Genomic DNA, 26,724 nt, shown 5'->3' with positions numbered 1-26,724 from the left:
AAATTCATGATCAAGATTAATCCCCAACTTGCAGAATCTGTTCTAGCAAGAGGCGATCGCTAGTTGAGCTACCGAACCATAACGTATCCTTTGCCAGAGTACTGACAGATAACCGACCATTTGGTTCAATGCTAAAATCTTGACCCAACACTAACCCTTCCTCCTGAAGCTTCTTAATTGCCAGAGCGATCGCTACTGCCACTAAGTCAAGTTCGGGCATCAAATAATCGGGATGACGCAATAGCCAGTGACAAGCATCAAGGTTAATCTCTGGTAGTCGATAAACCGCTGCGAGTAAGACTTGCTCAATATAAGTGGGACTGGGTAAAACAGTGAGAAAGTCTTTAAGAGATTTGATAAATGTTGAGTCTTGACTCTGAAACACATCCAGAGCTAATGCGATGTATGACTCATAGTCCTGGGCAAGGCTTGTACCCATATCTCGTTCTTTGGTCAAGGGCAAACTATTGATACCCAGGACAACTGGTGTGAAGCTTTGTCTCCTTTGGTGCTCTGGGTCGTGAGGATAAGCTAAATCGATCGTGGGATTGATCGTGGGACTCAGGGATAATTGATCCAAAGGAGTGATGTTGAAAGAAGTACTAGAATTGTTACCCTTGTTTGAAAAAATGATACCCATACCCCGAAGTTCAACCCAAGATCTATTTACCTTACCTACAACTACAAATTAGGGCGCAAATGTGAAGATACTGTGATTGACTAAGCTACCAACTTAGGGGTAATATTTAATATCTCAAAGGTGAGTGCTATCGAATCTTTGTAGCTCACCCAATTGAGAACTGTGTTTGCCAGCAATTAATCTATCATGAAGTTCTTGATAATTGCCTGCAGGTTTGGCAGTTTTAATAAAACCTAAAACTCCGATGAGTCAATCGAGCCAATTAAGAATCCCTTGGATTTCCTCGACCAATTCCATAGGTTTAAACGGCTTGGTAATAATTCCAGTTACCCCCAAATCTAGAAACTGCTTTTGCTCGCTGCTCCTAGCTTTAGCGGTTAGCAAAATTGTTGGGATATCCGCCGTTACTGCATTAGCTTGTAACTGTCGAAAGGTAGCCGGTCCATCCAGCTCGGGCATCATTACATCTAGCAGAATAGCATCAGGCTGATCTGCCTCAGCCTTAGCTAATCCCTCTTTACCAGAAGCAGCTGTCAACACTTCCCACCCTGCTGCTGCTTCTAGAGAAAATTGGATGATTTCTCGAACCCCATCATCATCATCAATCACTAAAATGCGCTTAGTTGTCATACTTCTCACCTTCTGCTGCTGCTGTTTGTTCTGGTAAAGTAAAATAAAAACTGCTGCCTTCACCAACAGTACTCTCAACCCAGATTTTGCCTCCGTGCTGCTCAACTATATTACGGCAAATCGCTAACCCTAAACCCGTCCCTCCTTTTTTACGGGCATCGGAGGCATCAACCTGTTGAAAACGCCCGAATATGCTTTCAAGTTTGTCAGCCGGAATTCCCCTACCTTGGTCTTTAACAGTAAATAAGATCGTTGGACTGTTTGGGTCAGGGGGTGAGGTGGTTTCTAGTTCCTCTGGCTGTTGCAGTTCCACGGTTAACCATAGGCTAGAACCTCTGTCTGAAAATTTAATCCCATTGCTTAGTAAATTAGTTATTACTTGAATAATGCGATCGCTATCAGCCTCGAATTCAATTTCACCTTCAATGGCTTGGGACGAGACTTCCAATTTAATCCCAGCTCGATTAGCCATGACCTGCACCTGATCAACAGCTTTAACCATCAACTCAGCTGCATTTACGGGCTGCTTCGACAAACGGATCTTACCAGATTCGAGACGTTCGAGTTCCAAAATATCGTTAACTAGTCGCACTAAACGCTCAGCACTATCAGCGGCAATGCCAATCACACGCTGTCCTCGTTCAGACTGAGGTTGAATTAGACCAGTTGATAACAGGTTCAAGGCACCATGAATCGAGGTTAAGGGGGTACGGAGTTCGTGGCTGACCACGGAAGTGAATTCATCTTTCATCCGTTCAATAGCGTAGCGCTCGGTAATATCTTCCCCAATACTCATAGTGCCAATTGCCTCTCCCTGGACATTTTGGAGTAGGGTATTATTCCAAGCAATGATTTTTTCTTGCTTTGATTTGGTGAGAATCGAGTGCTGATAGTGGGATTGAAAGTCTGGCTCTAGGATATCTTGGAAGTATTGCTGTACTGACTGTTGCTGGTAATTGGGCAGGAAGTTTTCAAACCACTCCTTGCCTAAAACTTCTGCTTCTGTGTACTTAGTCAATTCTAGGAAAAAGGGATTGACATACTCCACTTTTCCCTGTCGGTCTAGTCCCACCACCACCAGTCGCACATTTTCGAGAAGGCTGCGCCACCGTCGCTCTGATTCCTGTAAGCTAGCAATTAACTGGGTACGTTCTTCTTCAAATCGTTTGCGTGAACTAATATCTCGCTGCAACACTAAGATATAGCTAATGTTTCCTTGGGTATCATGAACCACTGACCAGGAGCAGTCTGTGGTAATAATTGTCCCATTTTTGCAGACAAACTCAATTTCTTGACGATGGGTTCCCTGCTCCAGTAAAACCGGAAACTGTTGCTGGCAAATGTTTTGGTATGTGGGGGTAAAAAACTCTTCTAACCGATTACCGATCAATTCTGATTCAGCATAACCTGACTGCTGGATGACAGCGGGGTTCACTTGCTCAATCATGCCCTGAGTATCTAAGATATGGATAAAATCTGGGGCAGATTCAAACAACGAGCGGAATCGTTGTTCACTTTCGAGTAAAGCAGCTGTGCGCTGTTGAACCCTAATTTCTAATTCTCGATTGAGTTGTTGCAGTTCAGCTTCTTGCTGTTTACGCTTCGTGATATCCGTAGTGATGCCGTGAAGATGTACAGAGGTGCCATGATCACGGATAACCACATGAGCGCGATCGTTCAGCCAGCGAATTTCTCCATTAGTGAGCTGGATTCTATATTCTAAATCCCACGATTCACGACGGTTTTCTTGAATAGCTCGCCATGCCTTCTCAACATGCTCACAATCTTCTGGCACAATAAACTGTCGCCAGAGGTTGTCTTGATCGCTGAATAACTCGAAAGTTGGGCGACCATAAACTTGCTCGAAGGCTGAAGAATTAACATAGCGCAGTATCCCAGAAGGCAGTGATACTGACCACACCACGTCTTGAAGAGAACTCATAATTGCGTCGAGCCGCTCTTGGTTGGACTTCAGGGCCTTTTCATTTTCTTGAAATGCTTCTTCTGTCTGCTTGCGATCGCTAATATCGGTAATTGAGCCAACCACCCGCACTGCATCACCTGCTTCATTCCAAAGTGCTTGTCCCTGGTCAAGAATCCATTTGTAGCTGCCGTCGTTGCACCGTAAGCGATACTCTTGAAGGTAATAGGAGGCTTTCTGGGCTAAGTGATCCTCCATGGCTTTGATCACCTGGTCTACATCATCGGGATGGATGTGTGTCCACCATTGATGGTTATAGTTTCCGATGTCGTAGTTTTCATCATACCCCAGCATTTCCTTACATCGGCTGGAGAAAAAGGTTTCATTGGTTTTGGGGTTCCAGTCCCAAATTCCCTGATTAGCTCCCTGTAGTGCTAATTGCCAGCGTTGCTCACGTTTCCGTAAGGATTGCTCTGCCACAATACGCTCTTCAAGTTGAGATTTTAGCTCCTGGTTGAGCTGCTCAAGTCCAGCCAGACTAGGTGAATTTTGGATTCGAGGTAGAATAGAATAGAATTTTATGGCAGTGTAGACAGAAACTATAGCTGTAATTGCTTTAATAGAGCCTGATAGCCAGTAAGCTGGATCCCAAACAGTCCATAGTTCTATCAGGTGAGTGGTGCCACCACAAATAATAAACGCCCCAAACAAAATCAAGAGTCCCTTGAAAGGCAGATTCTGCCGCTGCCTGATCAAGTACACTAGCAGTATAGGAATCACATAGTAGACTAGGGTAATGAGAGCATCACTGATCAGGTGCAGCCAGATTACGTTAGGCTGCCCAAGGTAGCAGTTACCTTGGGGAATAAACGTTTCGGCAAATAGGAGATAGTCAAAGAAATTGATCATAATTAGGTTGACAATTGACATGATTGCTGACAGTCAACCGTTAACCATCAACTGTGAATAAAATGTGATCAACTTTGATGTGATCAACTCTAATATGTACGATCTCCAAATTCTATGTCCACTAACTGATCAGGGTTATTTATTTATCTGACAACATTATTTGATTCTTCTGTGCTATCATCCTAAGTCTTAATTGACTGCGCTCAATGCGATTCAACACGCGAGCCAATAGCTCTGGTTCCCTGATTGGTTTTTGTACGTAATCATCAGCACCAGCCATAAACACTTGCTGCACAGTTTCAGTATCTTGAGCAGCGGAGAGAAACAACACGGGTAACTCAGCCCAGCGAGGGTCATTGCGTACCACCTGACACAGGTCAATACCGCTAAATTCCGGCATTTGCACATCCAAAATCAGTAAATCGGGAGTACACTGCTCTATGGTCTCCCAGAACTGTTGTGGATCGTTTAGTAAAGTCAATTGGAATCCCCAAGGTTCTAGCACAGTGCGTAGATGATCCAAGATTTGAGGGTCATCGTCAACAATCAATAGCTTTGCCTGTGGTGGACCAGATTGTTGCAACGCTTTAGCGATCGCATCCATCACCTTTTGAGGTGCTACAGGCTTCTGAAGAAAACCCCGTCCCCCCAAACGAGCCACTTTAACTCGTTCAGCAAAACTCTCTTGAACCGTAAGTACTACCACAGGCACAGGGGGCTGAGTTGTTTTCAGTTCTGCTAACAGCTCTAAACCATTTCCCGCTGAGTCAGGAAAACACAAGTCTAGCAGTACCACATCAGGGCGGTTACGAGCAATTGCTTTTCTGGCTTGAGATATATCAGCGGCCACCTCAACCTCCATTTTCCAGGCTGCTAGCTCTGAAGCTAACCCTTGCGCTAGTTTTACATCATCATCCACAATCAGTAGTCGTGGGGAGTGGGAAATCGGGAATGGGGAGTGGGGAATCGGGAATGGGGGACTTTCAGTAGGTTTTGTAACGTTAGGCTCTGTCTCTAGTTCTTCTCGTAGTTCTACCACTAGTTGAGACAGATGTGCTATGGTCTCCTTGCTACCTTTTTTCGCAGATTTCAATATCTGCTCAATTTCACGGGATTTGAGAGAAGCTTGATCAAAACCAAAGCTACCGAGGGAACCAGCTAGGGTGTGTGCCTCCCGTAAAGCCTCCTCTCGCAACTTTCCGGTGAGATTACCATCTCGCCAATCCGTCACCGCCTGCTCCAATACATTGACCCGCTTGATATACTTTGACTTTTGCTGATCCCAAATGGCACTTAGTCCTGATTGCTTTGGTTCTTCGGATTGAGCATTAGGGATTGTGGAAAGAGAACTATCACTCTTGACCTTTGATTGTTTCTGGTTAGATGGGGTCTTTTTAGCTACTTTTTTCCCTTTGTTTTTCTCAGTCTTTGTTTGAGTTGAACCTTCCTCAGACGTTTCTCTGAGCCGATAACCCAAGCCGTAGACAGTTTCAATTAAATCATTTTTGGCTCCAGCTTGCTTGAGTTTCCGCCTTAAACTTTTGATATGAGCTCTAACAGCATTTTCTGTAGGAGGTTCTTCAAAAGACCAGAGATTATCTAGCAGGAAACTTTGGCTAAAGATGCGGTGGGGGTTCCGTAAAAACAGCTCTACTAGACCATACTCCTTAGGGGTCAGATGCAACAGTTCCTGATCGTAGCTGACCTGGCAGTTACTGGGGTCAAGATGGAGCAATCCCCACTCAAGCACAGGGAGTAGGGGGGTGCTGCTGCGGCGAAGCACTGCGCGAATTCTGGCTAATAATTCAGGTATGTCTAAGGGCTTGACTAAATAATCATCTGCTCCTGCGTCTAAAGCTTCGACTTTGTTAGTGCTGGTGTCTTGGGCAGTGAGGAGGATAATTGGAGTGCGATCGCGGGCGTTTCGCAGCTGCTTGCACACCTCAATTCCCCTGAGCTTGGGAAGCATCCAATCTAGCAAAATCAAGTCATACTTAAATATCTCTGCTAGTTCTATGCCCTCATTCCCATCTGTAGCTATATCAACCTGATAATGTTGACTAGCTAGGGCTGCTGTTACTACTTTGGCAATACCTTCATCGTCTTCTACTAGCAGGATTCTCACGAGGACCTAACAGCTCCAGCACCAAGGGGATGGGTTAGTTTCTAGATTATTTAAATAGGGGTTATATCAATACTAACAACTTCGCCCAAATTTAACAAAATTTAGACGAAGTTTGAAGCTTTTGACTTAGCCGATGGCTGTCAAGATATCTTGAGCGTGGCTAGCCGTTTTTACGGTCTCATCAACGTGAGTAATTTTGCCCTCGCCGTTGATAATGTAGGTTACGCGCTTGGAGTAACCGCCACCATCAACATCATAAGCCTTGGTAATTGAGCCATCCGTATCCGCTAGCAGGGTGAAAGGCAGACCATACTTTTCCTTAAATTGTTTGTGGGATGCCTCATCATCCATACTGACACCGAGTACCACCATGTCTTTACCTTGATACTCAGCGTAGTTATCCCGAAAGCTTTGGGCTTCCTTGGTGCAGCCTGGAGTATCGTCTTTGGGGTAAAAATAAAGCACTACAGTTTTACCCGCAAAGTCCGACAGTGAAACGGTATTGCCTTCGTCATCTTTGACAGTAAATGCTGGTGCATCCACGCCAACTTGAAGAGCCATAACTTTGGTTTCCTATAGAAATATACTGAACTTCTTTATAGAGTTTACAGTAATACGACTTACCGAGTAACTCGACTTTTAGGGTGCCTAAGGCGTGTAAGTACCATTATATATAAGCACGCTTATTGCCCAGTTTGGCCTAGGCCTTGAGTAAATTAAAAAATTTCTAGAGTAAACTACCAGAGGTTGGCCTCTAATGTCAAAAAAAACCTTAATATAGAAGTAATCGGCGGTCAGTATAGTTCTGAGATTTAGTAACTGTGGCAATAACTTCAATTCAGTCTCAAAGTAGCCAGGCGATTCAATATCCTGACCGAACTACTAAGCGTGCAGAGCAAGCAATGCGATGTTTGCCATTCCGGATACCTCTATTGGCAGCGATGCGTTCTAACAGTGTTCCACTCTTATCTATAGTAGGTCTTGAAGGTGTCGAGAAAAACTACACAACGCGCCCTAGGTCTGAATTGGCAGTAGAAAACGATTTAATGTGGTTGATTCAAGTGGGTGTATTACGTCGAGAAGTAGACGGTCAGGGAATTACAGATAGTTTTCGATTGACACCTTTGGGTCGTCAGTTGTTAGAAAAGTGGGAAGGGCTTGGAGAAACTTTACCTCCACCCTCATTATCAGATCGACTCCATCATACCTTGAATCGCTGGCTAAGATTGTCGGTTTAAATCAAGTTGGTGACAGGGTGATATCTCAATCTATTAATCATCTAGGCTAGTTCTGACGCCCTAACCCTGAATTATGAAAGCGATTATGGTGGTGGGTACTACATCCCACGCAGGAAAATCCTTGATAACCACAGCTCTATGTCGCCTGCTATCGCGACAAGGCTGGCGTGTGTGTCCCTTTAAGGGTCAGAACATGGCTCTAAATGCCTATGTTACACCCAATGGTGGAGAAATTGGACATGCCCAAGCAGTACAAGCTTGGGCTGCAGGTGTCATTCCCTGTGTGGAAATGAACCCAATTTTACTCAAACCCCAGGGTGACATGACATCCCAGGTCATTCTTATGGGTAAAGCCGTAGGGAAGGTTAATGCTGCGGAGTACTACGAAAAGTACTTTGATAAGGGTTGGCAGGTGATTGAAGAATCACTGCGACGTTTAACCAATGAGTTTGATTTAGTCGTGTGTGAGGGAGCTGGTAGCCCAGTAGAAATTAATATCAAGCACCGCGACTTGACCAATATGCGAGTGGCGCGGTACCTCAAAGCTCCCACCTTGCTGGTGGTAGATATTGACCGTGGAGGGTCTTTTGCTCAGGTAATCGGTACTCTCGAACTCCTCGAACCAGAGGAGAGAGCTTTGATTAAAGGTGTCGTGATCAATAAGTTTAGGGGTCAGCGATCACTGCTCGAACCCGGGATAAAATGGTTAGAAGAACGCACTGGTATTCCGGTTGTTGGAGTTATTCCCTGGATTGATATACTGTTTCCCGCTGAAGATTCCCTTGACTTACTAGATCGCAACAGCAGGAACAAGTCCAATCAGGAAGTCACTATCGTAGTAATTCGTTTACCTCGAATTTCTAACTTTACTGATTTTGACCCCCTTGAAGCTGAACCGAGCGTCTTTTTGAAATATCTGTCACCAAATGAAACCTTGGGATATCCAGATGCAGTGATTCTCCCAGGCACGAAAACTACCATTGCGGACATGATGGTACTCCAAAAAAGTGGCATGGCTGAGCAGATTCAAAACTATGCTGCCTCAGGTGGGACAATTTTGGGAATTTGTGGGGGATTCCAAATGCTAGGCAAAACCCTAGTTGATCCCGATGGATTAGAGGGTAAACAGGGACGTCATCCAGGATTAGGCTTATTGCCCTTAAAAACCTTGATTACCAGTGGTAAAGTTGCCCGTCAACGGATGGTGACCTCCAATTATCCCCAAGTTGGCTTACCCATTACTGGTTACGAAATTCATCAGGGGCGTTCCCGACTACTGGAGGCGGAGATGGGAGACAATAAATCTGCTTATCGAGCCTTATTCGATGACCATGGTTTGGGCATTGTTGACGTGAATCAATCAATTTGGGGCAGCTATCTCCATGGCATGTTTGACAATAGTCCTTGGCGACGTGCCTGGTTGAATCAACTGCGCTCCAGACGAGGGCTACCTTCTCTCCCTACTGGGGTTGTAAACTATCGCGAACAACGAGAAGCGCTTTTGAATTCACTGGCTGATACTATCGAATCTCATCTTGATTTAACCCCGATTTTAAGGTCTTAGACCGTTAACTATCAGATTAGTTTTGTCAAAAGTAAAAAGTAAACTTGAGAATTGAGAATGGAAACTGGAAAATCGTTAAGGGAAATTATTAATTAAAAAGTAAACTATTAACTAAACAATTAACAATAAAAAACTAACAAATGAAATGACTAATCAAACATGAGTGTAAGCGTTCGCTTTCTACCAGATGATGTGACAGTTGAGGCCGAAGTCGGAGAACCCATCCTTCTAGTGGCTGAACGTGCTGGTGTGTTCATTGCCACAGGTTGCCTGATGGGTTCTTGTCATGCCTGTGAGGTAGATATAGAAAATGGACCGACTGTTTGTTCTTGTATCACTGCTGTACCTTCAGGTTATGAACAGCTGACGATTAATCTCTACTCTGACACCAATTGGTAGTCTATTTATACCATGGCAATTGGCTTTGGTCAAGGTCACTATTAGAATTGAGAATTGAGAATTGAGAATTGAGAATTGAGAATTTAGAATGGTGAATTTGGAATTCTAGATTCACCATTCACCATTCTGCATTCTGACAGACAACCTTGGCCAAAAGGCCACGCAATCACGTTCAACTTTAAACTTTAAACTTTAAACTTTAAACTTTAAACTTTCAACTTTTAACCTTCAACCAAATTGCTATTGGCTATTTTCCCTGGTAGCTGCTCAATAATGCCACCTCCGAGCACCAGCTCCCCGTCATACAGAACAGCAGCCTGTCCTGGGGTGATGCTGAATTGTGGTTCATCGAACACTAATCTGATCCGATTTCCTTCTAGAGGAATCACATTCACAGGTACAGCAGGTGAGCGATAGCGAACTTGCACAGAAGCTTGAATGGGAACGGTAGGTTTCTCAATAGATACCCAATTGACCCGATGAACCGTACATTCAGATTGGGTGGCTTGGTGGCGTTCGCCCACAATTACCCGATTCCTGGCTGCATCCAGGGCAATCACATACAACGGATTGGGAGCAGCTATACCTAGCCCTTTCCGTTGTCCAATGGTGTAGTGGTGAATTCCCTGATGTTGCCCTACCACATTTCCATCCAAGTCCACGATGTCACCTGTGGTTTGGGAAATATACTTGTCCAGGAACTTCTGCATCGAACCGTGGGATTCGATTAAACACAAGTCCTGACTTTCTGGTTTATCAGCAGTCTTGAGATTATACTCAGCAGCCAGGCGTCGCGTTTCCGTTTTCTTCAGTTCTCCCAAAGGAAATAGGGAAGCCGCCAACAGGTCTTGAGTCAAGTCATACAGGAAGTATGACTGGTCTTTTGTCAAGTCTAGTGCTCGCCGCAATTGATAGCGATCGCATTCAGCATCATAAGTAATCCGGGCATAGTGACCTGTGGCTATTTTATCAATCCCCAATGTCTCATGGGCATAGCTCAGCATCGGACCAAACTTTACTGCTTTGTTGCACTGAGAACAGGGGAGTGGAGTAATCCCAGATTGGTAACCCGAGACTAAGTAATCCACAATGTTTTCCTGAAAAACATCGCGACTGTCCACAATGTGGTGGGGAATTCCTAATTGTTCACAGATAAACGCTGCATCGACCATTCCCTCAGAGCAGCATTGACCCTTCCCTTTCATTAACCAAAGGGTCAATCCGACAACTTCGTATCCTTTGTGATAGAGGGTGGCGGCAGCTACGGAACTGTCTACTCCGCCAGACAAGCCAACGACAACTTTATTCATGAACTCAACAGATTTCTACCTTAGGGAGGTATGGCATTATATAGTATTATTCTAATCCTACTGACCCTTAAGTCCGTCTCACTGAAGTCGAGTGGGCAAAGTAGGATTTCACTCCTATCCTGGAATCATAGAGTAATAGGAGAAATCTCGGAGTATCAGTGCTCATGGCTGGTTTTGGAAATTTGGTTCAAAAAGCGTTTTATCTAGGCGTTGGTATAGCTGCTGCTGCAGGGGAGAGAGCTGGGGGAACCTTGTCAGAAGTGCGAGGTCAAGCTCAGAAACTGGTAGATGAACTAGTAGAAAAAGGGGAAATGACTACCGAGGAAGCCCGTAAACTGGTTGAAGATTTAGTGCAACAGGGGGAACAGCAATCCTCTCAAGCTCAGCCTAATGATCCTAAACCTGAGCCGCGCCGGATTGAGATTATTGCTGATGAGGAAGAAGAATCAGCACCACCTGAAGATCAGAATGTTGACAAACTACGCGAGCAGGTGCAAGCTATGCAAGAAGAATTACGTCGGCTCAAGCGCTAACTTATAGCACTTATCTAGCACTTATAATTAACTTGTCAACAACACTGATATAGCACATCATGGTTGTTGAGTAACTATTTACTATGGAAGATGATTGGTCTAAAAGTATTTTTGAAACCCTCGAATCAGTGGCTAATATGGTCGATGAGTTCTTTGAGGGTGTCAGTGAGGCGGTTGAGGAGTTTGCCGAGGAGTTTGCCAATGAAGTTGAGGAGTTTGCCAATCAGGTAGACAATGCCATTGGTGCAGAAATTGACCAGTGTTTGCAAGATATTGTTGAACCGTTTGTTGAGATTTATTTTGACTTTGAGGTTATGGTCAGTGAAACAGACGACGATTTTCCTGATTCCGTGACACCATCCTCACAGAAACATCCCGCCTGCATAGGTTGCCGTCATTATCACGGTCAAGCCTACGGTGGAAATTTATTAGTCTGCGCTATGCATCCCTATGGTTGGGACACAGAAGATTGTCCTGACTGGGAATCCCATCCTAGAAATTCCTCAAATCGTTTCTAATCCTAGCAAAATCCTAGCAAAACCAATGAGTAATTCCTTTACCCAGGAACAAGCATCACCAGAAGTAGACACACCCCAGATCAAATACGGTGAACAGGAGATTGCCCAAGCAAAACTTATTACCTTTCCCAATCCCCGTATCGGTCGTCCCTATCACATAAACATCACCTTACCGGAATTTACTTGCAAGTGCCCCTTTTCTGGTTATCCGGACTTTGCCACGATTTACATCACCTACGTTCCCGATCAACTGGTGGTAGAACTAAAAGCGCTTAAGTTGTATATCAATACCTACCGCGATCGCTACATCTCCCACGAAGAGAGTATCAACCAAATTTTAGATGACTTCGTAGCCGCCTGTAACCCTGAAGAAGTCACCATCAAGGGGGATTTTAACCCACGGGGTAATGTTCACACCGTTGTAGAAGTGCGACACCAAAAGTAATCAGCACAAAAGTAATCGGTAATCTTGAGGATCCAGTTAGCTTGGTCAGTGACTTAAGAGAATGGCTGAATGCTCAATTTTGTCCCTCCCTCGGTTCCTGTCCTTTGGATCTTCGAGGTTTTCCTCCAAACTATTCAGATATAAACCGAAACGATATCACTTGGGCTCAATTCAGATTGACCCTAGCTGGTGGCAACAGATAACTCTTGAGTTTTTGCTTCAACACTAACCAAAAGAAGACCGGAGCATCAAGCAGGTATCGCCGCCACAACCGTCGCGGTTCAGATAATAGCCTGTGTAACCATTCCAATCCTACCTCACTCATCCATACAGGCGACCTTGGTTTAGTGCCTGCTTCAAAATCAAGGGTGGCACCTACTGCCATGAATATTTTAATGTTTGGTAATTGATCTTTGTACTTGTGTATCCACTTTTCTTGTTTAGGCGCACCAACTCCCACAGCTAGTACTGTAGCTCCAGAGTTCTTAACCATTTCTATGATTTCTTGGCATTCAGCTTCATTCTTTTCAAATCCGAATGATGGGGAGTGCGCAGCGATAACAATTTCTCTGCCAACTTTAGCATTGACATTTGCTTGAGCTTGTTTAGCGACTCCTTCTCGTCCACCTAAGAGAAATATTTTAATACTCTCATTGTTTCTGTGATAATCATAAAAAGCTGGAAAAAGGTCAGATCCAGAAATTTTCTCCTGTATGGGTGACCCCAAGAATTTCGACGCATAATACACAACTTTACTATCACATAATCTATAATCGGCAATTCGATATGCCTTCATGAATTCAGGGTCTTTTTGTAGCTTGACTAAGTGATCGACATTGGGAGTAAAAATAACCCCCCTATCGAGCCGCTTTAAAAGCTCTGACTTTGATATATTATCAATTTCTAAGTTTATGATTTTGACTATTTCTCTCATGTTTAACCTTTTGACGATGTCTCTCCTAGCTAAGGGATAAGCACTAAAAACATTCAAGCTTTTCCAAAAAATGTTCAGACTTGGAGTCGAACTCAGTCAATTTAACATTTCCAGATCGGCTACCCAAGTTAGATTGATACTGTTTCTAACAATATTTTATTTGGTAAAGAATAAAATAACATTATCACAGTTTTAGGAATTTTACTATAGTAGCTCTGAAAATTTATTGCTAAATACCCTTAGGTGCCCTTGACCTAGGCCAATTAAATTCCCCAGGGGTCGCACCTGTTTTATAGATAGCTGAACCTATAGATATTCCCTAATCCAAAAAACAGTAATCCCTTGATGTAGATTACACCAGGGGTTGATAACAACTATCTCATAAATTTGACAGAAATCTATTTTGGCATTAGCCTTAAGCTCTAGTTTACTGTGTTAATAAGCGATTAATTTCGAGCATTACAGTGTTAATTATTTCACGAAATATTTAATCTAATTGTCACAGCGTGAACTAGATAGTATCGACGGGAGCATTGGTTACTAATCATAACGTTATAGATTAGAGTCAACTCTGATTTAATCAATCAATCTGTCTGGAAATGAATTGACTTTTCCATCCTCCTAGTAAATCTCGATATGCTTAAAGCTTAAAAAGCTTAACTCAATTTCTCTCTCTAATCCTTAGAATTATAGCTTTGTCTAGGCTTTATTTAGGATTAATTTAATTATTAGCTTACTGAATTTATTAATTTAGTTGTTATGTATTAGGGATTTACTTTTATTAAAAGTACTTGTTTTTACGGTTGTATCAGTCCTCCTTTATAGTTAATTGATGGTTAGTTAATGGTTGATTTTACCATTAATATCATAGCCTATGGGCGAGTCCAGGCTAGTATTTTCTCTGAGCTTAATAAAATCTTTAAATAGTCTTCATCGACTCTACATAAATGAGCTAACGATGGTAATTTTTACTGATCACGAGTCGTTGTCTTGATCAGGTAGTCTTGATCAGGTTTATGCCTTATTTTAAGAAGATTTTTCAGCAGGGAGGATATCCCCAGGCGAGCCTGAGAATTAGTCGAGCTAACAAATGCCTCAACTCTTTGCTACTTATAGAATGAGACTACATAGTTTGATCGATAGCAGTAGTCTTTACAGAAACTTTATAAAAGTCTACTCTAAGATTCATCGATCCTTCAACCTTCATCTGTGTGAAGCCGACTATCGTTATTTGTAGGGTTAGATGCTGAGCTAAACTACGCACACTACTTAACCTACCAGAAAACTACCCACACATCTACCAACCACAACGATGAGAAACCCTGTAATTGCCATTGGCTTGGATGCTGCCGACCCTGCCTTGATAGAGCAATGGATATCTCAAGGGCATCTAAAAAACCTGAGTCGCTTACGAGAACAGGGATCTTACGGACGTCTAAAGACATATGAGTACTACCGGGCTGAGACTCCGTGGACAACATTCCTCACTGGTTGTTCTCCTGAGCAAACAGGGTACTGGGCACCTCTGAAAATTAAGGAAGGCACTTACGAAGTAGAAGACATTCAAGCCTACGACTTTGCTGAGTATCAACCCTTCTATGCCTTGGGAGATGACTATCGGGTGGCAGTCTTTGATATACCTCAAGCTCCCCTGTCCAATCAGGTCAATGGGTTGCAAGTCCTCGCTTGGGGAGCTCACTCTCCTCAGACTCCCAGTCATTCCATACCCAAATCCTTGCTACAGGATGTGATTGATAAGCATGGTGAGCATCCTGTCTTACGCAAAGACCATGCCAGTATTATGGATGTGGCAGCACTCAAGGGTCTTCAGGAACAACTGGAGATTGGTATCGCCCGCCGGGGTGCCATTTGTCAAGACTTGTTGCAGCAGATGCCGTGGGATTTCTTCTTAACAATCTTTGGTGAAACCCATACTGCAGGGCATTACTTCTGGCACCTGAGTCAGCCGGATCATCCTCTCTACCCATCTGTAGGTGCTAAATGCCCTGGAGATCCGCTGTTGGAAATTTTTGAAGCTATTGACCAAGCCATTGGTGGAATTTTGAGCAAAGCCCCGGATAATGCCCAGGTCGTAGTATTTGCTGCCCATGGTATGGGGTCTAACGTCATGGATCTACCGAGTATGTTCTTCCTGCCAGAATTTCTCTATCGCTGGAGTTTCCCAGGTAAATATGGCATTGCTCGTGGCAAGTATGGTCAACCCCCAGAAGCGCTAATCAATGATGCCAGGGCGAAAAAGGGTTGGATGGGTAAAGTGTGGAGCCTCAAGCATGAATCGAATCCACTCAAAGGTTTTTTAAGACGTCAACTCCCTACCAAACTTTTCAATCCTATCGAACCCTTGTTTGGTTCCACTCCTGGACCAGATCTGATTTCTCCGTTCAAGATGCAGGCAGAATCCGATCCATTCTTCTTCCAAAGTCCATCGTGGTACCAACCCTGCTGGCCTCAGATGAAAGCATTCGCCCTGCCTAGTTATTCGGAAGGATATATCAGAATTAATCTCCAGGGAAGGGAACCTCAGGGTATTGTCGCCCCTGATCAGTACGATGCTGTATGTGAGGAATTGACTCAAAAACTCTACCAGCTTAAAGATGCTCGGACTGGGGAACCAATGGTCAAGGAAATTATCCGCACCCGCCAATCAGCAACTGAAACTGGTCCCAAATTACCTGATGGTGACTTAGTCGTTATCTGGCAAGAAAAATATGCCACTGACGTAGTAGATAGTCCCGATATTGGACGCATTGGTCCAGTTCCCTTTAATCGTACTGGTTCTCACCGCTCTGATGGCTTTTTGGTGATTAAAGGACAAGATATTGAGCCAGGTTCTAGTTTACCAGCTGGTCATTCTCTAGATTTAGCCCCGACTATTCTGAATTTGATGGGAGCGCCGATTCCTGACTATTTTCCGGGTAAGCCCCTCTCGGCAATTAAAGAAACTGTTGTGGTTGGTTAACTGAAACTTAACTATAGTTTTTATTTGAGATGTAAATCTAGAAGGTCTTTTGTTATTTTGCAATAAAACTCCGGAGGTCTTGCCCCTCTTGCATACATGCCTCTTGCCTCTTGCCTTTTTTGGCAATACGGGTGTTTACAACCTAGATACAAACGCTATAGTTACTTACATAGTTTAATTAGTCGCAAAGGGAATTGAGTGTTTTTTGTTCAATGTTTTTTGTTGAGTGTTGATCCTCACTCAACACTCAAACACTGACCCAAACCCCCCTATACTAAGTGTTATCACTAAGTGTTATCACTAAGTGTTATCACTAAGTAATAGCACTAAGTAATAGTTGTGAACCCAGAGATTCTTCAATGTCCATTCTCAAGTTTTGGATAGCAGGGTTAATTACTACCGTAGCAGCAATAGGTGTATCAGTTCCCAGTTGGGCTCTACCACTGTCTCCTGGCGATCGCCTTAGACTCTTTGTGGCTGGTGAAGAAGAAATCCCGGAAGCTGAACGCTTCAGTGCCACCTATGAAGTTAATCTGGATGGTTACATAAAATTTCCCTACCTAGACCCTATACCGGCAGCGGGTCGAGAAGTATCACAAATCGAGCAAGACCTAGTCAAGGCTTTGCTGGAAGGGGGCTTTTTTCAGCCTGATTTCCTCAAAGTCAGTATTCAATTGTTTGAGTGGGCTCCAATTCAGGTAACTGTGGGAGGAGCGGTTTTTGAACCTGGTCGGGTTTTGATTAATGATACGGATTCTAAAGGTCGAGACTTACCGGCATCGATTGCTACTGTCTCAGGAGACTATCCTCCAGAACGCTACCTAACCTTTGCTATTTTAACGGCTGGCGGCATCAAACCAAATGCCAATATTGAACAGGTGCGCTTGGTTCGGGGTGAACAGGAACAGGTAATTGATTTATCTGGTGTGTTCACCGGATCACCAGTGGAGGATATTCCCTTGATTGCTGGAGACCAAATTATTGTTCCTACTCGGGAGTTGCCTCAATATTATCTAGCCAGACCTTCCCAGCTGACTCCCTCAACTATTCCTGTGTTTCTGTCCAATCTGAGTAATCCCAATAATGGACGTGACCTTAGAATCCAGGAAGTTGAATATGGCTCTCGTCTATCTCAAGCTGTAATTGCTGCTAGTTGTGTTGGAGGTTCAGAAACCACAAATGCAGATCGCCGTGCTCTGTTACTGCAAACTGACCGTACTACTGGGGAAACTCTGGCAATAGAACGTTCTGTAGAAGACTTGGTGAAGAAGCCTAATGATGAGCAAGTTAATCCAGTGCTGATGCCAAGAGATAGTGTCGCTTGCTATGATTCAACGGTCACTAATGTCAAAAGTGTTTTTGACTTTATTGGGGATATCTTCAATCCCATTCGGATTATTAGAGACATATTTATACCCTAATTCATATTGATGATAGCTCAAATGTTATAATTAATGAATGTATCACAAGTTAAGCACCTAAACAAAATTAATTTCCGACTACGAATCTCTGTAACCCTTACATCGTAAGGCTTTGAGTTTTGCAAAATGTGTAATTAATTTTGTGCACCTGCTTATAAGCTCACGAGATCTGAATCTTCATCAGGGGTGTATTGGCTAAGGGTTTAAGCCATTGCTTGATAGTTCGATAAAACTATCTGCCAAGTCTTTAATACTATAAAATATAAGAGATTATAAGTTAACACTACAACTTAACACTAAAAATGTGGATTTGCCAGGTGAGATGCTCCCATGACTACTAATTATAAGACCATAGCCCCATATCCCCATGAAAAATCAAATCTCATGCCTCTACGTTGGCTATTTTACTTGTGTTTAGGGATATCTGTTAATGCCGGAATTTGGGGCTTAACATTTTTTTATTTGAAATCAGCTCAGCCAACTTATACCAGTACATGGAGAGTATCACTTCCTGTCAATGGCTCATCCACCAGAATTAATATCCCACAATTAGGGGGAGCGAGTTCAGATGTTAGGTCACCATTTGGCGATCGCTCCCATGACCCGAGGGAAAAGATGAAATTCATTGCGGAAAGTAAGCCGGTACTGAAGAATGCTGCCAGTGTACTGAACATGTCCCCTGAAGAGTTGGGCAAGCCTAGGGTCAAAATCGTTGACAATTCAACTATGATGGCCTTTGAAATCAAAGGAGACTCTGCTGAAGAAGCCCAACAGAAAGCTTTTGCTATGTACCAGGCTTTCGAGGATAGACTTGAACAACTTAGGCAAGAAGAATTAGTAGACAATCAGCTACCAGTTCAAGCTGATTTGCAGGCAGCTAAGGAAAATTTAGCAAAGATTCAGAGAAGCCTGTCTGAACACAAAGCTAGAACTGGATTGAACTCGAAAGAACAAGTTAACCAGCTATCATCCACTATAGAAGCTTTACGACAACAACAAATCGATTTGTTGGCTCAAGGCCGAGAAGCAAAAGCTAATCTCAGCAACCTCTCAGCTAATCTAAAGTTGTCCTCTGGACAAGCTGCTGATGCTTTTGTACTTAAGGCTGACCAGATATTTCAGCAAACCCTAAGGGAATACAGTCAGGCTACCGCAGCCCTGACGGTTTTGAGTTCCAAATACGGTTCAAAACATCCATCTGTAGTGGACGAAAAGAGCAAGCAAGAAAGTGCTAAAGCAGCTTTGCTACAGCGTAGTCAAGCTCTGTTAGGTCGCCCCATGTCTTTGGCAATTATCGACCAGCTCAGTGTTAACTCTGGGCCTGAAACTGGTTCTTCCCGGGAAAATTTGCTGCGCCAAATTGTTGAGGTGCAAGCACGGCAAGAGGGTGTGGAAGCTAGGGCGTGGGTATTAAGCAACCAGATTGCTGAGCTGGAAGCCAAACTCAGACAAATGAGCCAGGATGCTTTGAGGATGGAGATCCTAGAACGCAATATGCGCATTGCGGAAACTATCTATGCTTCAACCTTAACTCAATCAGCGATTGGTCGATTCAACCAATCCCTTTCCTATCCTCAAGTTCAGCTGCTAGCTGAACCCAGCTTACCCCCAGACGCTATAGCACCGAAAAAGTCATCGGCTTTACTTGGTGCAGCAGCTGGTTCATTGTTAATTAGTGCAGGACTATTTTTACTCTGGTTACGCCCCCATTTACAAGGTAAATCAAAAGCCTCAATCTACGGCAAGGTAGAATCATTTAACTCTGATGTCCCCCCCTTACGTTCTCAACCATCAAATAATAGCTTCACATCTAATAGCTTAACATCGCCAATCGGGAACCAAAGAAAAGATTTCTGATGCAACTAATCCATTTTTTATCAAGCTAGACATCATAGACTGGCACCAGTAACCTAAGCCATTAGGCAGGCTTTAATGAAACCGCAAAACTTTGAAGAAAAAGTCGTTTTCTATTATATAATTTCAACCTACTTATTATTTTTATTAGGTGCACAGTTTGTTTTCGCACCAGCCCTAGGTTGGCTGCTAACCTTTTATCTAATTAAGAAGCTTTGGCAGCAAACATCAGATACTCCACCGGAAGAAAGGATTCGGATTCCCATTGGAGTCTGGGTCTGGATTGTTTGCATATCAGTCATTGGTATAGCCTTAGTTGTGGGTCATTTAGATTGGGGTTTCTCAACTGTTAAAACTATAAAATCTTTTATTAACTCTTTTTTAAGAACTTGGGCACTTCTCGCCTTATTTCCTTTAATTGGTTGCCTCAACATCCGACCACAAATAATCTATAGAGCAATTTCTATCCTTTCCCTACAAACTCTGATCTTGGTGCCAATTACCTATGGGTTAAGTCTGACTGGGTTAGAGATGCCCTTGTATACTAGCACGCTAATGGCAAAAATTGGCGGTAACAGTCAACGTTACTACGCCATAAGTCCTTACGTGATAAAAAGTGGTGAAACACGCCTTTTCTTATTTGCGCCTTGGGCTCCAGCATTGGCATTTGCCTGTAACGTACACTTTTTCCTGAGTAGTAGAGACCCAGACATAAAGTGGCGTTTTATTGGTATGATTGGCTGTGCTGCTGCAATTGTAGGTTCAGTGTCCCGGATGGGGATAATCTGCTTAGTGGGTATACCAATACTGGTAACATTTTTGGTAAATCTAACCGAACCCGCTATGCAAATTACGGCAGGAATAGGGAGTTTTATTGGTGGTATATTTGGTCCCCAACTGCTAATGATAGCTAGAAACTTGAAAGACTCTTTTTCCGGTCAAAGATCTGCTTCTTCGCGGGTTAGGTCGGCTTTAGCACGGCTTTCTCACCGTAAGTGGGAAGAAGATGCACCGATTTGGGGTCATGCTATTAAAGTGGGCAAAGGCCCTGATGTTGTCGCTAAAATGCCTATTGGAAGCCACCACACTTGGTATGGTGCTTTATATACTCATGGAATCGTCGGGTTTATTGGAATATTAATTCCTATAGTATATACTTTTATAGAGCTTTTAATTAAAGCTCAAAGGAGTAAAATTGCCACAACAGCACTAACAATACTACTAGTTTGTATCCTGTTTTCGTTTGGGGAAAATCTAGAAACATTAGCTTACCTCTACTGGCCTGGTTTGGTTGTAGTAGGGATGGGACTAAAATAAAAATGCTCAAAGGGTTTGTCTAGACCTTTTGTGGGGAATTACCATGCACTAATTATATACAAGAAAAGGATAATCGCCATGCCCACCATATCTATAATAGTTCCAGTTTATAACGGAGAAAAAACTATATTAGAAACGATCCAATCGATTCAAGCACAAACGTTTTCAGATTTTGAGTTAATTGTTATTAATGACGGCTCCACTGATGGGACATTAGATGTAATCAGTACAGTCCAAGATCCTCGATTAAAAGTGTTTTCCTATGAAAATGGCGGATTACCAGTGGCTCGTAATCGTGGTATTCGTCGCTCTAGGGGAGAGTTTATTACGTTTATAGATGCCGATGATTTATGGAAACCCGATAAATTGGAGCGACAGTTAGCAGCACTGCACAAAAATCCAGAAGCTGGAGTGGCTTACAGTTGGACAGCATTTATAGATGAGAATAGCAAATTTTTGTTTGCTTGGGAACCACTTTATTGGGAGGGTAATGTTTATCCCCAATTACTAATTCGTAACTTCATATCCAGTGGTTCTAATATCATGGTAAAGCGGAAGTATATTGAAGCAGCTGGAGAATTTGACCCATGCCTGAAATCAGTTGAAGATTGGGATTATTACCTCAGGCTAGCAGCTTTATGTCCTTTTGTACTGGTTCCTAAATACCAAATTCTCTACCGTCGCTCTTCCCAGTCAATGACCTCTAAAGTGGATGTCATGGAGAATGCGAACCTAATTGTAATTGAAAGAGCCTTCAAGGCAGCTCCACCAGAACTCAAGTCTCTTAAAAACAAGAGTTTAGCAAATGCTTATCGTTATCTGGCTAAGCAATGTATAGCAAATGCTTTTGATGAGGAAGGAGTAAAGCTAGCTAGTCAAAAACTACGCTATTCCATAAAGCTTTATCCAAAATTTTTGCTAAGTAATGAAACTATACGTCTAATTTTAAAACTATTAATTATTAAACTTATGCCTAAAAAACTAGCTGGACATTTAATCCAAGTCATCGGCCAAAAAATGCCGATGGTATCTGTTGATAATCAGATGATTTCAGAGCACTAACTACCACTAAAATTTTATATCAATTTCGACAGATATCAATCATCAAAAGGATGGCAGGATGGGAGATCCACTGTGAACATTGTCAAAACAATCGGGAGTCGCATCAAGAATAAACTAGGTAACAGTAGCACTTTTACTCGCAATCTTGGTTGGATGGGAGTGGCCCAGGCATTTATTCGGGTTTCCCGTTTAGGTGCAACGTTTATTTTGCCACGCTTCTTAACTCCCCATGACTTTGGATTAGCTGCACTGGTTCTAACGACCTATGAATATTCACAAACAGTAACGCGGATCGGTGTTCATGCTAGAATTATACAGGCGGAAGCCGATGAGCTGGAAGACATTTGTAATAGTGCTTATTGGTTAAATTGGGTACTTTTTGGAAGTCTATTCGTTTTCCAGTGTCTTGCTGCTTTTCCAGTTGCGTGGTTTTATAAAGATAACCAACTTATTTTACCCATTTGTCTATTAGCATTTAACTTTTTAATTGCTCCCTTAGGGGCAGTACAGTCAGCACTAATTCAAAGGGATAATCGAATTCAGATAACGGCTACCGCTCGAGCTCTCAGATATGCCACCTCCAATATTTTAACCGCTGTCTTTGCTGTTCTTCATATGGGAATGTGGGCGATAGTACTTCCCATACTAATAGCTAGCCCTATAGAATTCATTACCTATCTGTTCAAACATCCCTGGCGGAAAACTGGCTCTTTCACAACCAAATACTGGAGTAAGATTTTTAGCTTTGGAATCAATTTCCTGGGGATTGAACTTTTAAAGACTCTCAGGGAAACTCTCGACTATCTTATCATTGGTCGCTTTCTAGGAATTGACCTATTAGGTGTTTATTACTTTGCTTACAATGCTGGATTGGGAATTAGCTTAACTATCGTCCAATCCATTACTACTGCTTTATACCCTGCCCTATGTGAAGTCCGGACAAACTTATCGAAATTTAAGCAAACATACTTTAGCAGTCTGAAGACGATTGGAAAAGTGATTGTTGGTTTTGTTGCTTTACAATCAAGTCTAGTTCCGTTTTATATCCCCATTATGGTTGGGGAAAAAATTAATACGGAAGGCTGGAGTATGGTGGTTCCCATCGTCATTTTAGTTTGCTTATCAGCAATTCCTAGACCTTTTGATATTGCTGGGTTTCAGCTTTTAGCCGCCATTGATAAACCGCAAATTGGCTTGCTCTGGAATGTCTTATTTACCATGATATTTTCCTGTAGTCTGCTGATAGCAGTGAAATCGGGAATCATCACGGTCGCTGTATCGGTGTTACTGGTTCATGCCCTTTTAATTCCCTTATTTGTGGTTTGGTCTGCTAGGTATGTCTTTGGTAAATCTGAAACCTCTCCTGTAACCTTAGAGCATACTGTACTCCAATCTCATACTGTACTCCAATCTCACGATGAGACTGATACTGATCAGTTTTATGTCAGCCAATGGACATTATCATTAGCCAGTAGTGGGACATTCCCTAACACTCATGGTTCTCAATTTCGTGATGCTGACAGTAATAACAGTAATAACAGTAATAATAGTAATAATAGTAATAACAGTAATAGCAGTGCTGGGTTAAGCGATCGCATCGAGGATCCCAGAAAATACCTGAAGTTGATAGCTGAAAGTGTGACGGTTTTAGAAGAAGCTGCAAAGCAGCTCAATATATCTGTAGATAGCTTAGATAAGCCTTCGATTCAACTAATCGATAACTCTACAATGATGGTTTTTGAAATTTCAGGAGTCACCCCTGAGGAAGCGCAACGAAGAGCCTTCGCCATTAATCAGGCGTTTAACAAAAGACTGGAACAACTCAGAAAGCAAGAAATTTCTCAACAACAAAAGACTATCCCAGTGTATATAAAATCAGCCGAAAACGATCTAGAAAAAGCACAGCAACGCCTAGCTGAAAAAACGGCGAAGATAGGATTGCCCTTAAACCAGCTATTAGAGACAATAGAAGCACTACGGCACAAAAAGATTGAATTACGGCGCAAAAAGATTGAATTGCTGGCTGAACTAGTCCGCACTCAGTCTGATCATAGTCATTCTACAAATCCTCAGGTGATGAATCCTGTTCACTATCAGCCTCAAGCTAGCTTATTCCAAGATGATCCACCCTTAGAAATGGATGATATTAAACTACAACTACAAGGTAGTGAGGACAAGGCCAGGGATCTAGAGTTTCAGATTTCTCAGCTTGAAGTAAAACTTAGCAAAATGTCCCAAGATGCCTTGACTCTGGAGATATTAGAGCGAGATTTACGGATTGCACAAACCGTCTATTCCTCTGTTTTAAGCCAATGGGAACTAGTTAAGTCAGACTCATCTATCATGTATTATCCCCAACTGCAGTTGGTAGCCGGTCCAACCTTACCCACCAGATCACAAATGCCAGACAGTCTAGTACACTTGGGTAGAAAATTGTGATCAGTTCCTGGGAAGATGATAGTTCTCAGGAGGTAATTTTTAGTGGTCAGTTGTCAATTTCAGGTATTTATCTATTTTACCTATTTTAGGATAAATTTTTTAAAAAACGTTTAAATCAAAACTAGTTTTCTTTAAAACCACTGGTCAAACAATGAAACATGTTTCTGTCATTATTCCCGTCTACGGAGTTGAAAAGTATATTGCCGCAGCGGTGGAGTCTGTTCTAGATCAGACCTATACCAACTTTGAACTGCTGATTATTGACGATGAATCCCCAGACAGTAGTATAAAAATTTGTCAAAAATTCTCGGATGATCGAATAAAGATTATTCATCAAACTAATCGGGGACTTGCTGGAGCGCGAAATACAGGAATTCGCCATGCTAAAGGAGATTATTTAGCGTTTTTAGATGGGGATGACTTGTGGTTACCTCAGAAACTGGAAAGACATATTGAACACTTAGAAAAATTTTCAGAGGTAGGGGTTAGTTTTAGCCGTTCTGCATTGATTGATGAATCGGGAAATTGCTTGAACACTTATCTAATGCCTAAGTTAAAGGACATTACCCGATCAGATTTATTCCGGTCTAGTCCTATTGGGAATGGTTCAGCTCCGGTAATTCGACGGGAAGTCTTTGAAGCGATTAGGTATCAAGATAACCTTTACGGAACTACAGAAGATTTTTACTTTGATGAAAACTTCCGCCGCGCTGAAGATATTGAATGTTGGCTACGTATTGCGATTCAGACAGACTGGAAAATTGAGGGAATCCCTGAAGCACTAACCTTATATCGAGTGAATTCAGCCAGTCTTTCAGCGAACTTAGTCAAACAGTTAGATTCCTGGAAACAAGTACTAGAAAAAACTCGCTCCTACGCTCCTGAATTGATTGAGAAGTGGGGAAATTTAGCCCTGGCCTATCGATTGCGGAACTTTGCTCGTAGTGCAGTACGTCTCAAAGATGGACCAATGTCTGTCAAACTAATTAACGGTGCTTTGGCAACTTACTGGCGTCTTCTCTTGGAAGAACCAAGCCGTACCCTTCGGACTTTGGCTGCTGCCTATTTGCTTTGGCTGTTGCCTAAGCCCCTATATTCCTACCTCGAAGTTCTCGCTATAAAACTAGTGGGAATGATCCAAAGACGTCAGATTTTACAAGACCAACTTGGGCAATAATTCTCTTAGTCGTTTTCTCTTAGTCGTTCAGTATAGGATGGTTTATAAAATGAAAAAAGTTTCCGTCATCACTCCAGTCTACAACGTTGAGAACTATATTGCTGCTACAGTAAAGTCAGTTTTGGATCAAACTTACCAAAATTTTGAATATTTACTGATTGATGATGGTTCTCCTGACCAGAGTGTAGAGATTTGCCAGAAGTTCCTAGATCCCAGAATCAAAATTATTCGTCAGGAAAATCAGGGAGCTAATGCAGCAAGGAATGAAGGCATCCGCCAAGCCCAGGGAGAGTATATAGCATTTTTAGATGGCGATGACCTATGGTTGCCTCAAAAGCTAGAAAAACATATTGAACATTTGGAAAATAATCCCAATTTGGGGATTAGCTTTAGCTGTTCGGCGTTTATCGATGAAGCAGAAAATTCCCTAGGAATCTATCAACTACCCAAGCTCAAAGACATCACCATCGGTGACATAATTTGCCGTAATCCTATTAGTAATGGCTCCTGTGCTGTGTTCCGCAAGGAGGTATTTGAAGCCATTAAGTACAAAGACACTATCAACGGAAAGACCAAAGACTTTTATTGGGATGAAGAATTGCAAGGGTCACAGGATTTGGATTGTTGGTTTCGCATTGCTATCCAAACCAATTGGCACCTGGAAGGCATTCCTGACTCTTTGACTCTATACCGAGTAAATTCCGGTGGTATATCAGCTAACTTGTTCAAAAAACAAAGGTCTTGGGAACAGGTAATCGAGAAGACTCGTTCCTATGCTCCTGAGGTGGTGGTTGAGTGGGAAAACCGCGCCCGTGCTTACCATTTGAGGTATCTAGCTCGTAGGGCAGTTACCTTGAGAGATGGTGCCATGGCTGTCCAATTCTTAAACGAAGCTCTGGGTACCTACTGGCAGATGCTCTGGGAAGAACCACGTCGTACCGTGTTAACTGGGGCTGCGGCCTATTTGCTCTGGCTTATACCTGAGAATCTTTACAAGCATATAGAAGCTTTAGCTTTAAAAACCACAGGGTCTTCACAAAAGCGCCGGATTTCTCAAGCAATCAGAGGTACATGAAATTTCATCTATTAGCAAATAGGTAAAGCTCTGCTACCAATGCATGCTGGTTAATGGGTAATGGATAATGCCTGTGTCAATGATCCATTACCCATTAACTATCTGTAGCATCTATCAAGCCATGCAGCAAAGGAAGAGGTAGTCTCCACAGGGCAAACAGCGGTGCGGACGCAGATTACCCCTGACGGGGTGACAAACAGCCTTAAAAGCTTTACGGGGTGTGGGGTGTGGGG

The 26,724-nt window shown here is 42.8% G+C and carries 21 protein-coding genes; 14 read left to right on the top strand and 7 right to left on the bottom strand.

All coding sequences use genetic code 11. The features are described from left to right. Positions 1 to 16: 16 nt before the first annotated feature. From AC4II3_RS11240 to AC4II3_RS11220, 5 genes are all read right to left on the bottom strand, one after another. Complete coding sequence (locus AC4II3_RS11240; RefSeq protein WP_488029260.1) at positions 17 to 640, bottom strand: hypothetical protein; 624 nt, start codon at positions 638 to 640, stop codon at positions 17 to 19. Positions 641 to 889: 249 nt separating this feature from the next. Then, positions 890 to 1,270 carry a response regulator gene (locus tag AC4II3_RS11235; protein ID WP_488008539.1) on the bottom strand — a complete coding sequence of 127 codons (381 nt, stop codon included), beginning with the start codon at positions 1,268 to 1,270 and terminating at the stop codon, positions 890 to 892. Next, on the bottom strand, positions 1,260 to 4,100 hold the full coding sequence (locus AC4II3_RS11230; protein ID WP_488008537.1) for a PAS domain S-box protein: 2,841 nt from the start codon (positions 4,098 to 4,100) through the stop codon (positions 1,260 to 1,262). The genes AC4II3_RS11235 and AC4II3_RS11230 overlap by 11 nt, the downstream gene beginning before the upstream one ends. A gap of 139 nt (positions 4,101 to 4,239) precedes the next feature. Then, positions 4,240 to 6,225 carry a response regulator gene (locus AC4II3_RS11225; protein ID WP_488008535.1) on the bottom strand — a complete coding sequence of 662 codons (1,986 nt, stop codon included), beginning with the start codon at positions 6,223 to 6,225 and terminating at the stop codon, positions 4,240 to 4,242. Between the two features lie 126 nt (positions 6,226 to 6,351). Beyond that, positions 6,352 to 6,786, bottom strand: coding sequence for a peroxiredoxin (locus AC4II3_RS11220; protein ID WP_488008533.1), 435 nt, complete (start codon positions 6,784 to 6,786; stop codon positions 6,352 to 6,354). A 266-nt stretch (positions 6,787 to 7,052) separates the two neighbouring features. Between AC4II3_RS11220 and AC4II3_RS11215 the strand changes: the two genes are divergently transcribed. The 3 genes from AC4II3_RS11215 to AC4II3_RS11205 all read left to right on the top strand — a co-directional run bounded on the left by AC4II3_RS11215 (position 7,053) and on the right by AC4II3_RS11205 (position 9,426). After that, positions 7,053 to 7,463 carry an Npun_F0494 family protein gene (locus AC4II3_RS11215; protein ID WP_488008554.1) on the top strand — a complete coding sequence of 137 codons (411 nt, stop codon included), beginning with the start codon at positions 7,053 to 7,055 and terminating at the stop codon, positions 7,461 to 7,463. Between the two features lie 73 nt (positions 7,464 to 7,536). Then, entirely contained in the window at positions 7,537 to 9,027 is a 1,491-nt protein-coding gene (gene cobQ, locus AC4II3_RS11210) for a cobyric acid synthase CobQ (protein WP_488008531.1), read from the top strand. 159 nt (positions 9,028 to 9,186) lie between these two features. Next, positions 9,187 to 9,426 carry a 2Fe-2S iron-sulfur cluster-binding protein gene (locus AC4II3_RS11205; RefSeq protein WP_488008529.1) on the top strand — a complete coding sequence of 80 codons (240 nt, stop codon included), beginning with the start codon at positions 9,187 to 9,189 and terminating at the stop codon, positions 9,424 to 9,426. 221 nt (positions 9,427 to 9,647) lie between these two features. Here the strand turns inward: AC4II3_RS11205 and mnmA are convergent, their stop codons facing one another. Further along, positions 9,648 to 10,736 carry a tRNA 2-thiouridine(34) synthase MnmA gene (gene mnmA, locus AC4II3_RS11200; protein WP_488008527.1) on the bottom strand — a complete coding sequence of 363 codons (1,089 nt, stop codon included), beginning with the start codon at positions 10,734 to 10,736 and terminating at the stop codon, positions 9,648 to 9,650. 164 nt (positions 10,737 to 10,900) lie between these two features. On the opposite strand from mnmA, the gene AC4II3_RS11195 reads away from it, so the two are divergent. From AC4II3_RS11195 to queF, 3 genes are all read left to right on the top strand, one after another. Then, positions 10,901 to 11,269, top strand: coding sequence for a phasin-related domain-containing protein (locus AC4II3_RS11195; protein ID WP_488008525.1), 369 nt, complete (start codon positions 10,901 to 10,903; stop codon positions 11,267 to 11,269). Between the two features lie 83 nt (positions 11,270 to 11,352). Continuing rightward, a complete protein-coding gene (locus AC4II3_RS11190; RefSeq protein WP_488008523.1) occupies positions 11,353 to 11,787 on the top strand; it encodes a hypothetical protein in 435 nt (144 codons plus the stop codon). Between the two features lie 25 nt (positions 11,788 to 11,812). After that, positions 11,813 to 12,232 carry a preQ(1) synthase gene (gene queF, locus AC4II3_RS11185; RefSeq protein ID WP_488008521.1) on the top strand — a complete coding sequence of 140 codons (420 nt, stop codon included), beginning with the start codon at positions 11,813 to 11,815 and terminating at the stop codon, positions 12,230 to 12,232. Between the two features lie 166 nt (positions 12,233 to 12,398). On the opposite strand, the gene AC4II3_RS11180 is transcribed toward queF, so the two are convergent. Further along, the gene (locus AC4II3_RS11180; RefSeq protein WP_488008519.1) at positions 12,399 to 13,166 is read right to left on the bottom strand and encodes a WecB/TagA/CpsF family glycosyltransferase; all 768 of its coding nucleotides are present in this window, start codon (positions 13,164 to 13,166) and stop codon (positions 12,399 to 12,401) included. Positions 13,167 to 14,478: 1,312 nt separating this feature from the next. Here AC4II3_RS11180 and AC4II3_RS11175 point away from each other — a divergent pair. The 8 genes from AC4II3_RS11175 (at position 14,479) to AC4II3_RS11140 (ending at position 26,491) form a co-directional block, all read left to right on the top strand. Next, positions 14,479 to 16,146 (top strand): alkaline phosphatase family protein, encoded by a 1,668-nt coding sequence (locus AC4II3_RS11175; protein WP_488008517.1) that lies wholly within the window; start codon positions 14,479 to 14,481, stop codon positions 16,144 to 16,146. A gap of 359 nt (positions 16,147 to 16,505) precedes the next feature. Next, on the top strand, positions 16,506 to 17,567 hold the full coding sequence (locus AC4II3_RS11170; protein WP_488008515.1) for a polysaccharide biosynthesis/export family protein: 1,062 nt from the start codon (positions 16,506 to 16,508) through the stop codon (positions 17,565 to 17,567). Positions 17,568 to 17,897: 330 nt separating this feature from the next. Continuing rightward, the gene (locus tag AC4II3_RS11165) at positions 17,898 to 19,424 is read left to right on the top strand and encodes a GumC family protein (RefSeq protein WP_488008513.1); all 1,527 of its coding nucleotides are present in this window, start codon (positions 17,898 to 17,900) and stop codon (positions 19,422 to 19,424) included. A gap of 75 nt (positions 19,425 to 19,499) precedes the next feature. Beyond that, a complete protein-coding gene (locus tag AC4II3_RS11160) occupies positions 19,500 to 20,738 on the top strand; it encodes an O-antigen ligase domain-containing protein (protein WP_488008511.1) in 1,239 nt (412 codons plus the stop codon). 78 nt (positions 20,739 to 20,816) lie between these two features. Then, entirely contained in the window at positions 20,817 to 21,800 is a 984-nt protein-coding gene (locus tag AC4II3_RS11155) for a glycosyltransferase (protein ID WP_488008509.1), read from the top strand. Positions 21,801 to 21,872: 72 nt separating this feature from the next. Then, positions 21,873 to 24,239, top strand: a complete 2,367-nt coding sequence (locus AC4II3_RS11150) for an oligosaccharide flippase family protein (protein ID WP_488008507.1) — start codon at positions 21,873 to 21,875, stop codon at positions 24,237 to 24,239. A gap of 151 nt (positions 24,240 to 24,390) precedes the next feature. Beyond that, on the top strand, positions 24,391 to 25,416 hold the full coding sequence (locus AC4II3_RS11145; RefSeq protein ID WP_488008505.1) for a glycosyltransferase family 2 protein: 1,026 nt from the start codon (positions 24,391 to 24,393) through the stop codon (positions 25,414 to 25,416). Between the two features lie 49 nt (positions 25,417 to 25,465). Beyond that, positions 25,466 to 26,491, top strand: coding sequence for a glycosyltransferase family 2 protein (locus AC4II3_RS11140; RefSeq protein ID WP_488008503.1), 1,026 nt, complete (start codon positions 25,466 to 25,468; stop codon positions 26,489 to 26,491). The last annotated feature ends 233 nt before the right edge of the window (positions 26,492 to 26,724 follow it).

Source organism: Moorena sp. (assembly GCF_982860115.1).
The sequence above is the reverse complement of the archived record's forward strand: the minus strand, read 5'-3'. Positions and strand labels throughout refer to the sequence as shown.

Excerpts from the sequence above, each read along its gene's own strand:
- AC4II3_RS11240 (WP_488029260.1), bottom strand. The coding sequence starts at position 640 with ATGGGTATCATTTTTTCAAACAAGGGTAACAATTCTAGTACTTCTTTC.
- AC4II3_RS11235 (WP_488008539.1), bottom strand. The coding sequence starts at position 1,270 with ATGACAACTAAGCGCATTTTAGTGATTGATGATGATGATGGGGTTCGA.
- AC4II3_RS11230 (WP_488008537.1), bottom strand. The coding sequence starts at position 4,100 with ATGATCAATTTCTTTGACTATCTCCTATTTGCCGAAACGTTTATTCCC.
- AC4II3_RS11220 (WP_488008533.1), bottom strand. The coding sequence starts at position 6,786 with ATGGCTCTTCAAGTTGGCGTGGATGCACCAGCATTTACTGTCAAAGAT.
- cobQ (WP_488008531.1), top strand. The coding sequence starts at position 7,537 with ATGAAAGCGATTATGGTGGTGGGTACTACATCCCACGCAGGAAAATCC.
- AC4II3_RS11205 (WP_488008529.1), top strand. The coding sequence starts at position 9,187 with ATGAGTGTAAGCGTTCGCTTTCTACCAGATGATGTGACAGTTGAGGCC.
- mnmA (WP_488008527.1), bottom strand. The coding sequence starts at position 10,736 with ATGAATAAAGTTGTCGTTGGCTTGTCTGGCGGAGTAGACAGTTCCGTA.
- AC4II3_RS11195 (WP_488008525.1), top strand. The coding sequence starts at position 10,901 with ATGGCTGGTTTTGGAAATTTGGTTCAAAAAGCGTTTTATCTAGGCGTT.
- AC4II3_RS11190 (WP_488008523.1), top strand. The coding sequence starts at position 11,353 with ATGGAAGATGATTGGTCTAAAAGTATTTTTGAAACCCTCGAATCAGTG.
- queF (WP_488008521.1), top strand. The coding sequence starts at position 11,813 with ATGAGTAATTCCTTTACCCAGGAACAAGCATCACCAGAAGTAGACACA.
- AC4II3_RS11180 (WP_488008519.1), bottom strand. The coding sequence starts at position 13,166 with ATGAGAGAAATAGTCAAAATCATAAACTTAGAAATTGATAATATATCA.
- AC4II3_RS11175 (WP_488008517.1), top strand. The coding sequence starts at position 14,479 with ATGAGAAACCCTGTAATTGCCATTGGCTTGGATGCTGCCGACCCTGCC.
- AC4II3_RS11170 (WP_488008515.1), top strand. The coding sequence starts at position 16,506 with ATGTCCATTCTCAAGTTTTGGATAGCAGGGTTAATTACTACCGTAGCA.
- AC4II3_RS11165 (WP_488008513.1), top strand. The coding sequence starts at position 17,898 with ATGACTACTAATTATAAGACCATAGCCCCATATCCCCATGAAAAATCA.
- AC4II3_RS11160 (WP_488008511.1), top strand. The coding sequence starts at position 19,500 with ATGAAACCGCAAAACTTTGAAGAAAAAGTCGTTTTCTATTATATAATT.
- AC4II3_RS11155 (WP_488008509.1), top strand. The coding sequence starts at position 20,817 with ATGCCCACCATATCTATAATAGTTCCAGTTTATAACGGAGAAAAAACT.
- AC4II3_RS11145 (WP_488008505.1), top strand. The coding sequence starts at position 24,391 with ATGAAACATGTTTCTGTCATTATTCCCGTCTACGGAGTTGAAAAGTAT.
- AC4II3_RS11140 (WP_488008503.1), top strand. The coding sequence starts at position 25,466 with ATGAAAAAAGTTTCCGTCATCACTCCAGTCTACAACGTTGAGAACTAT.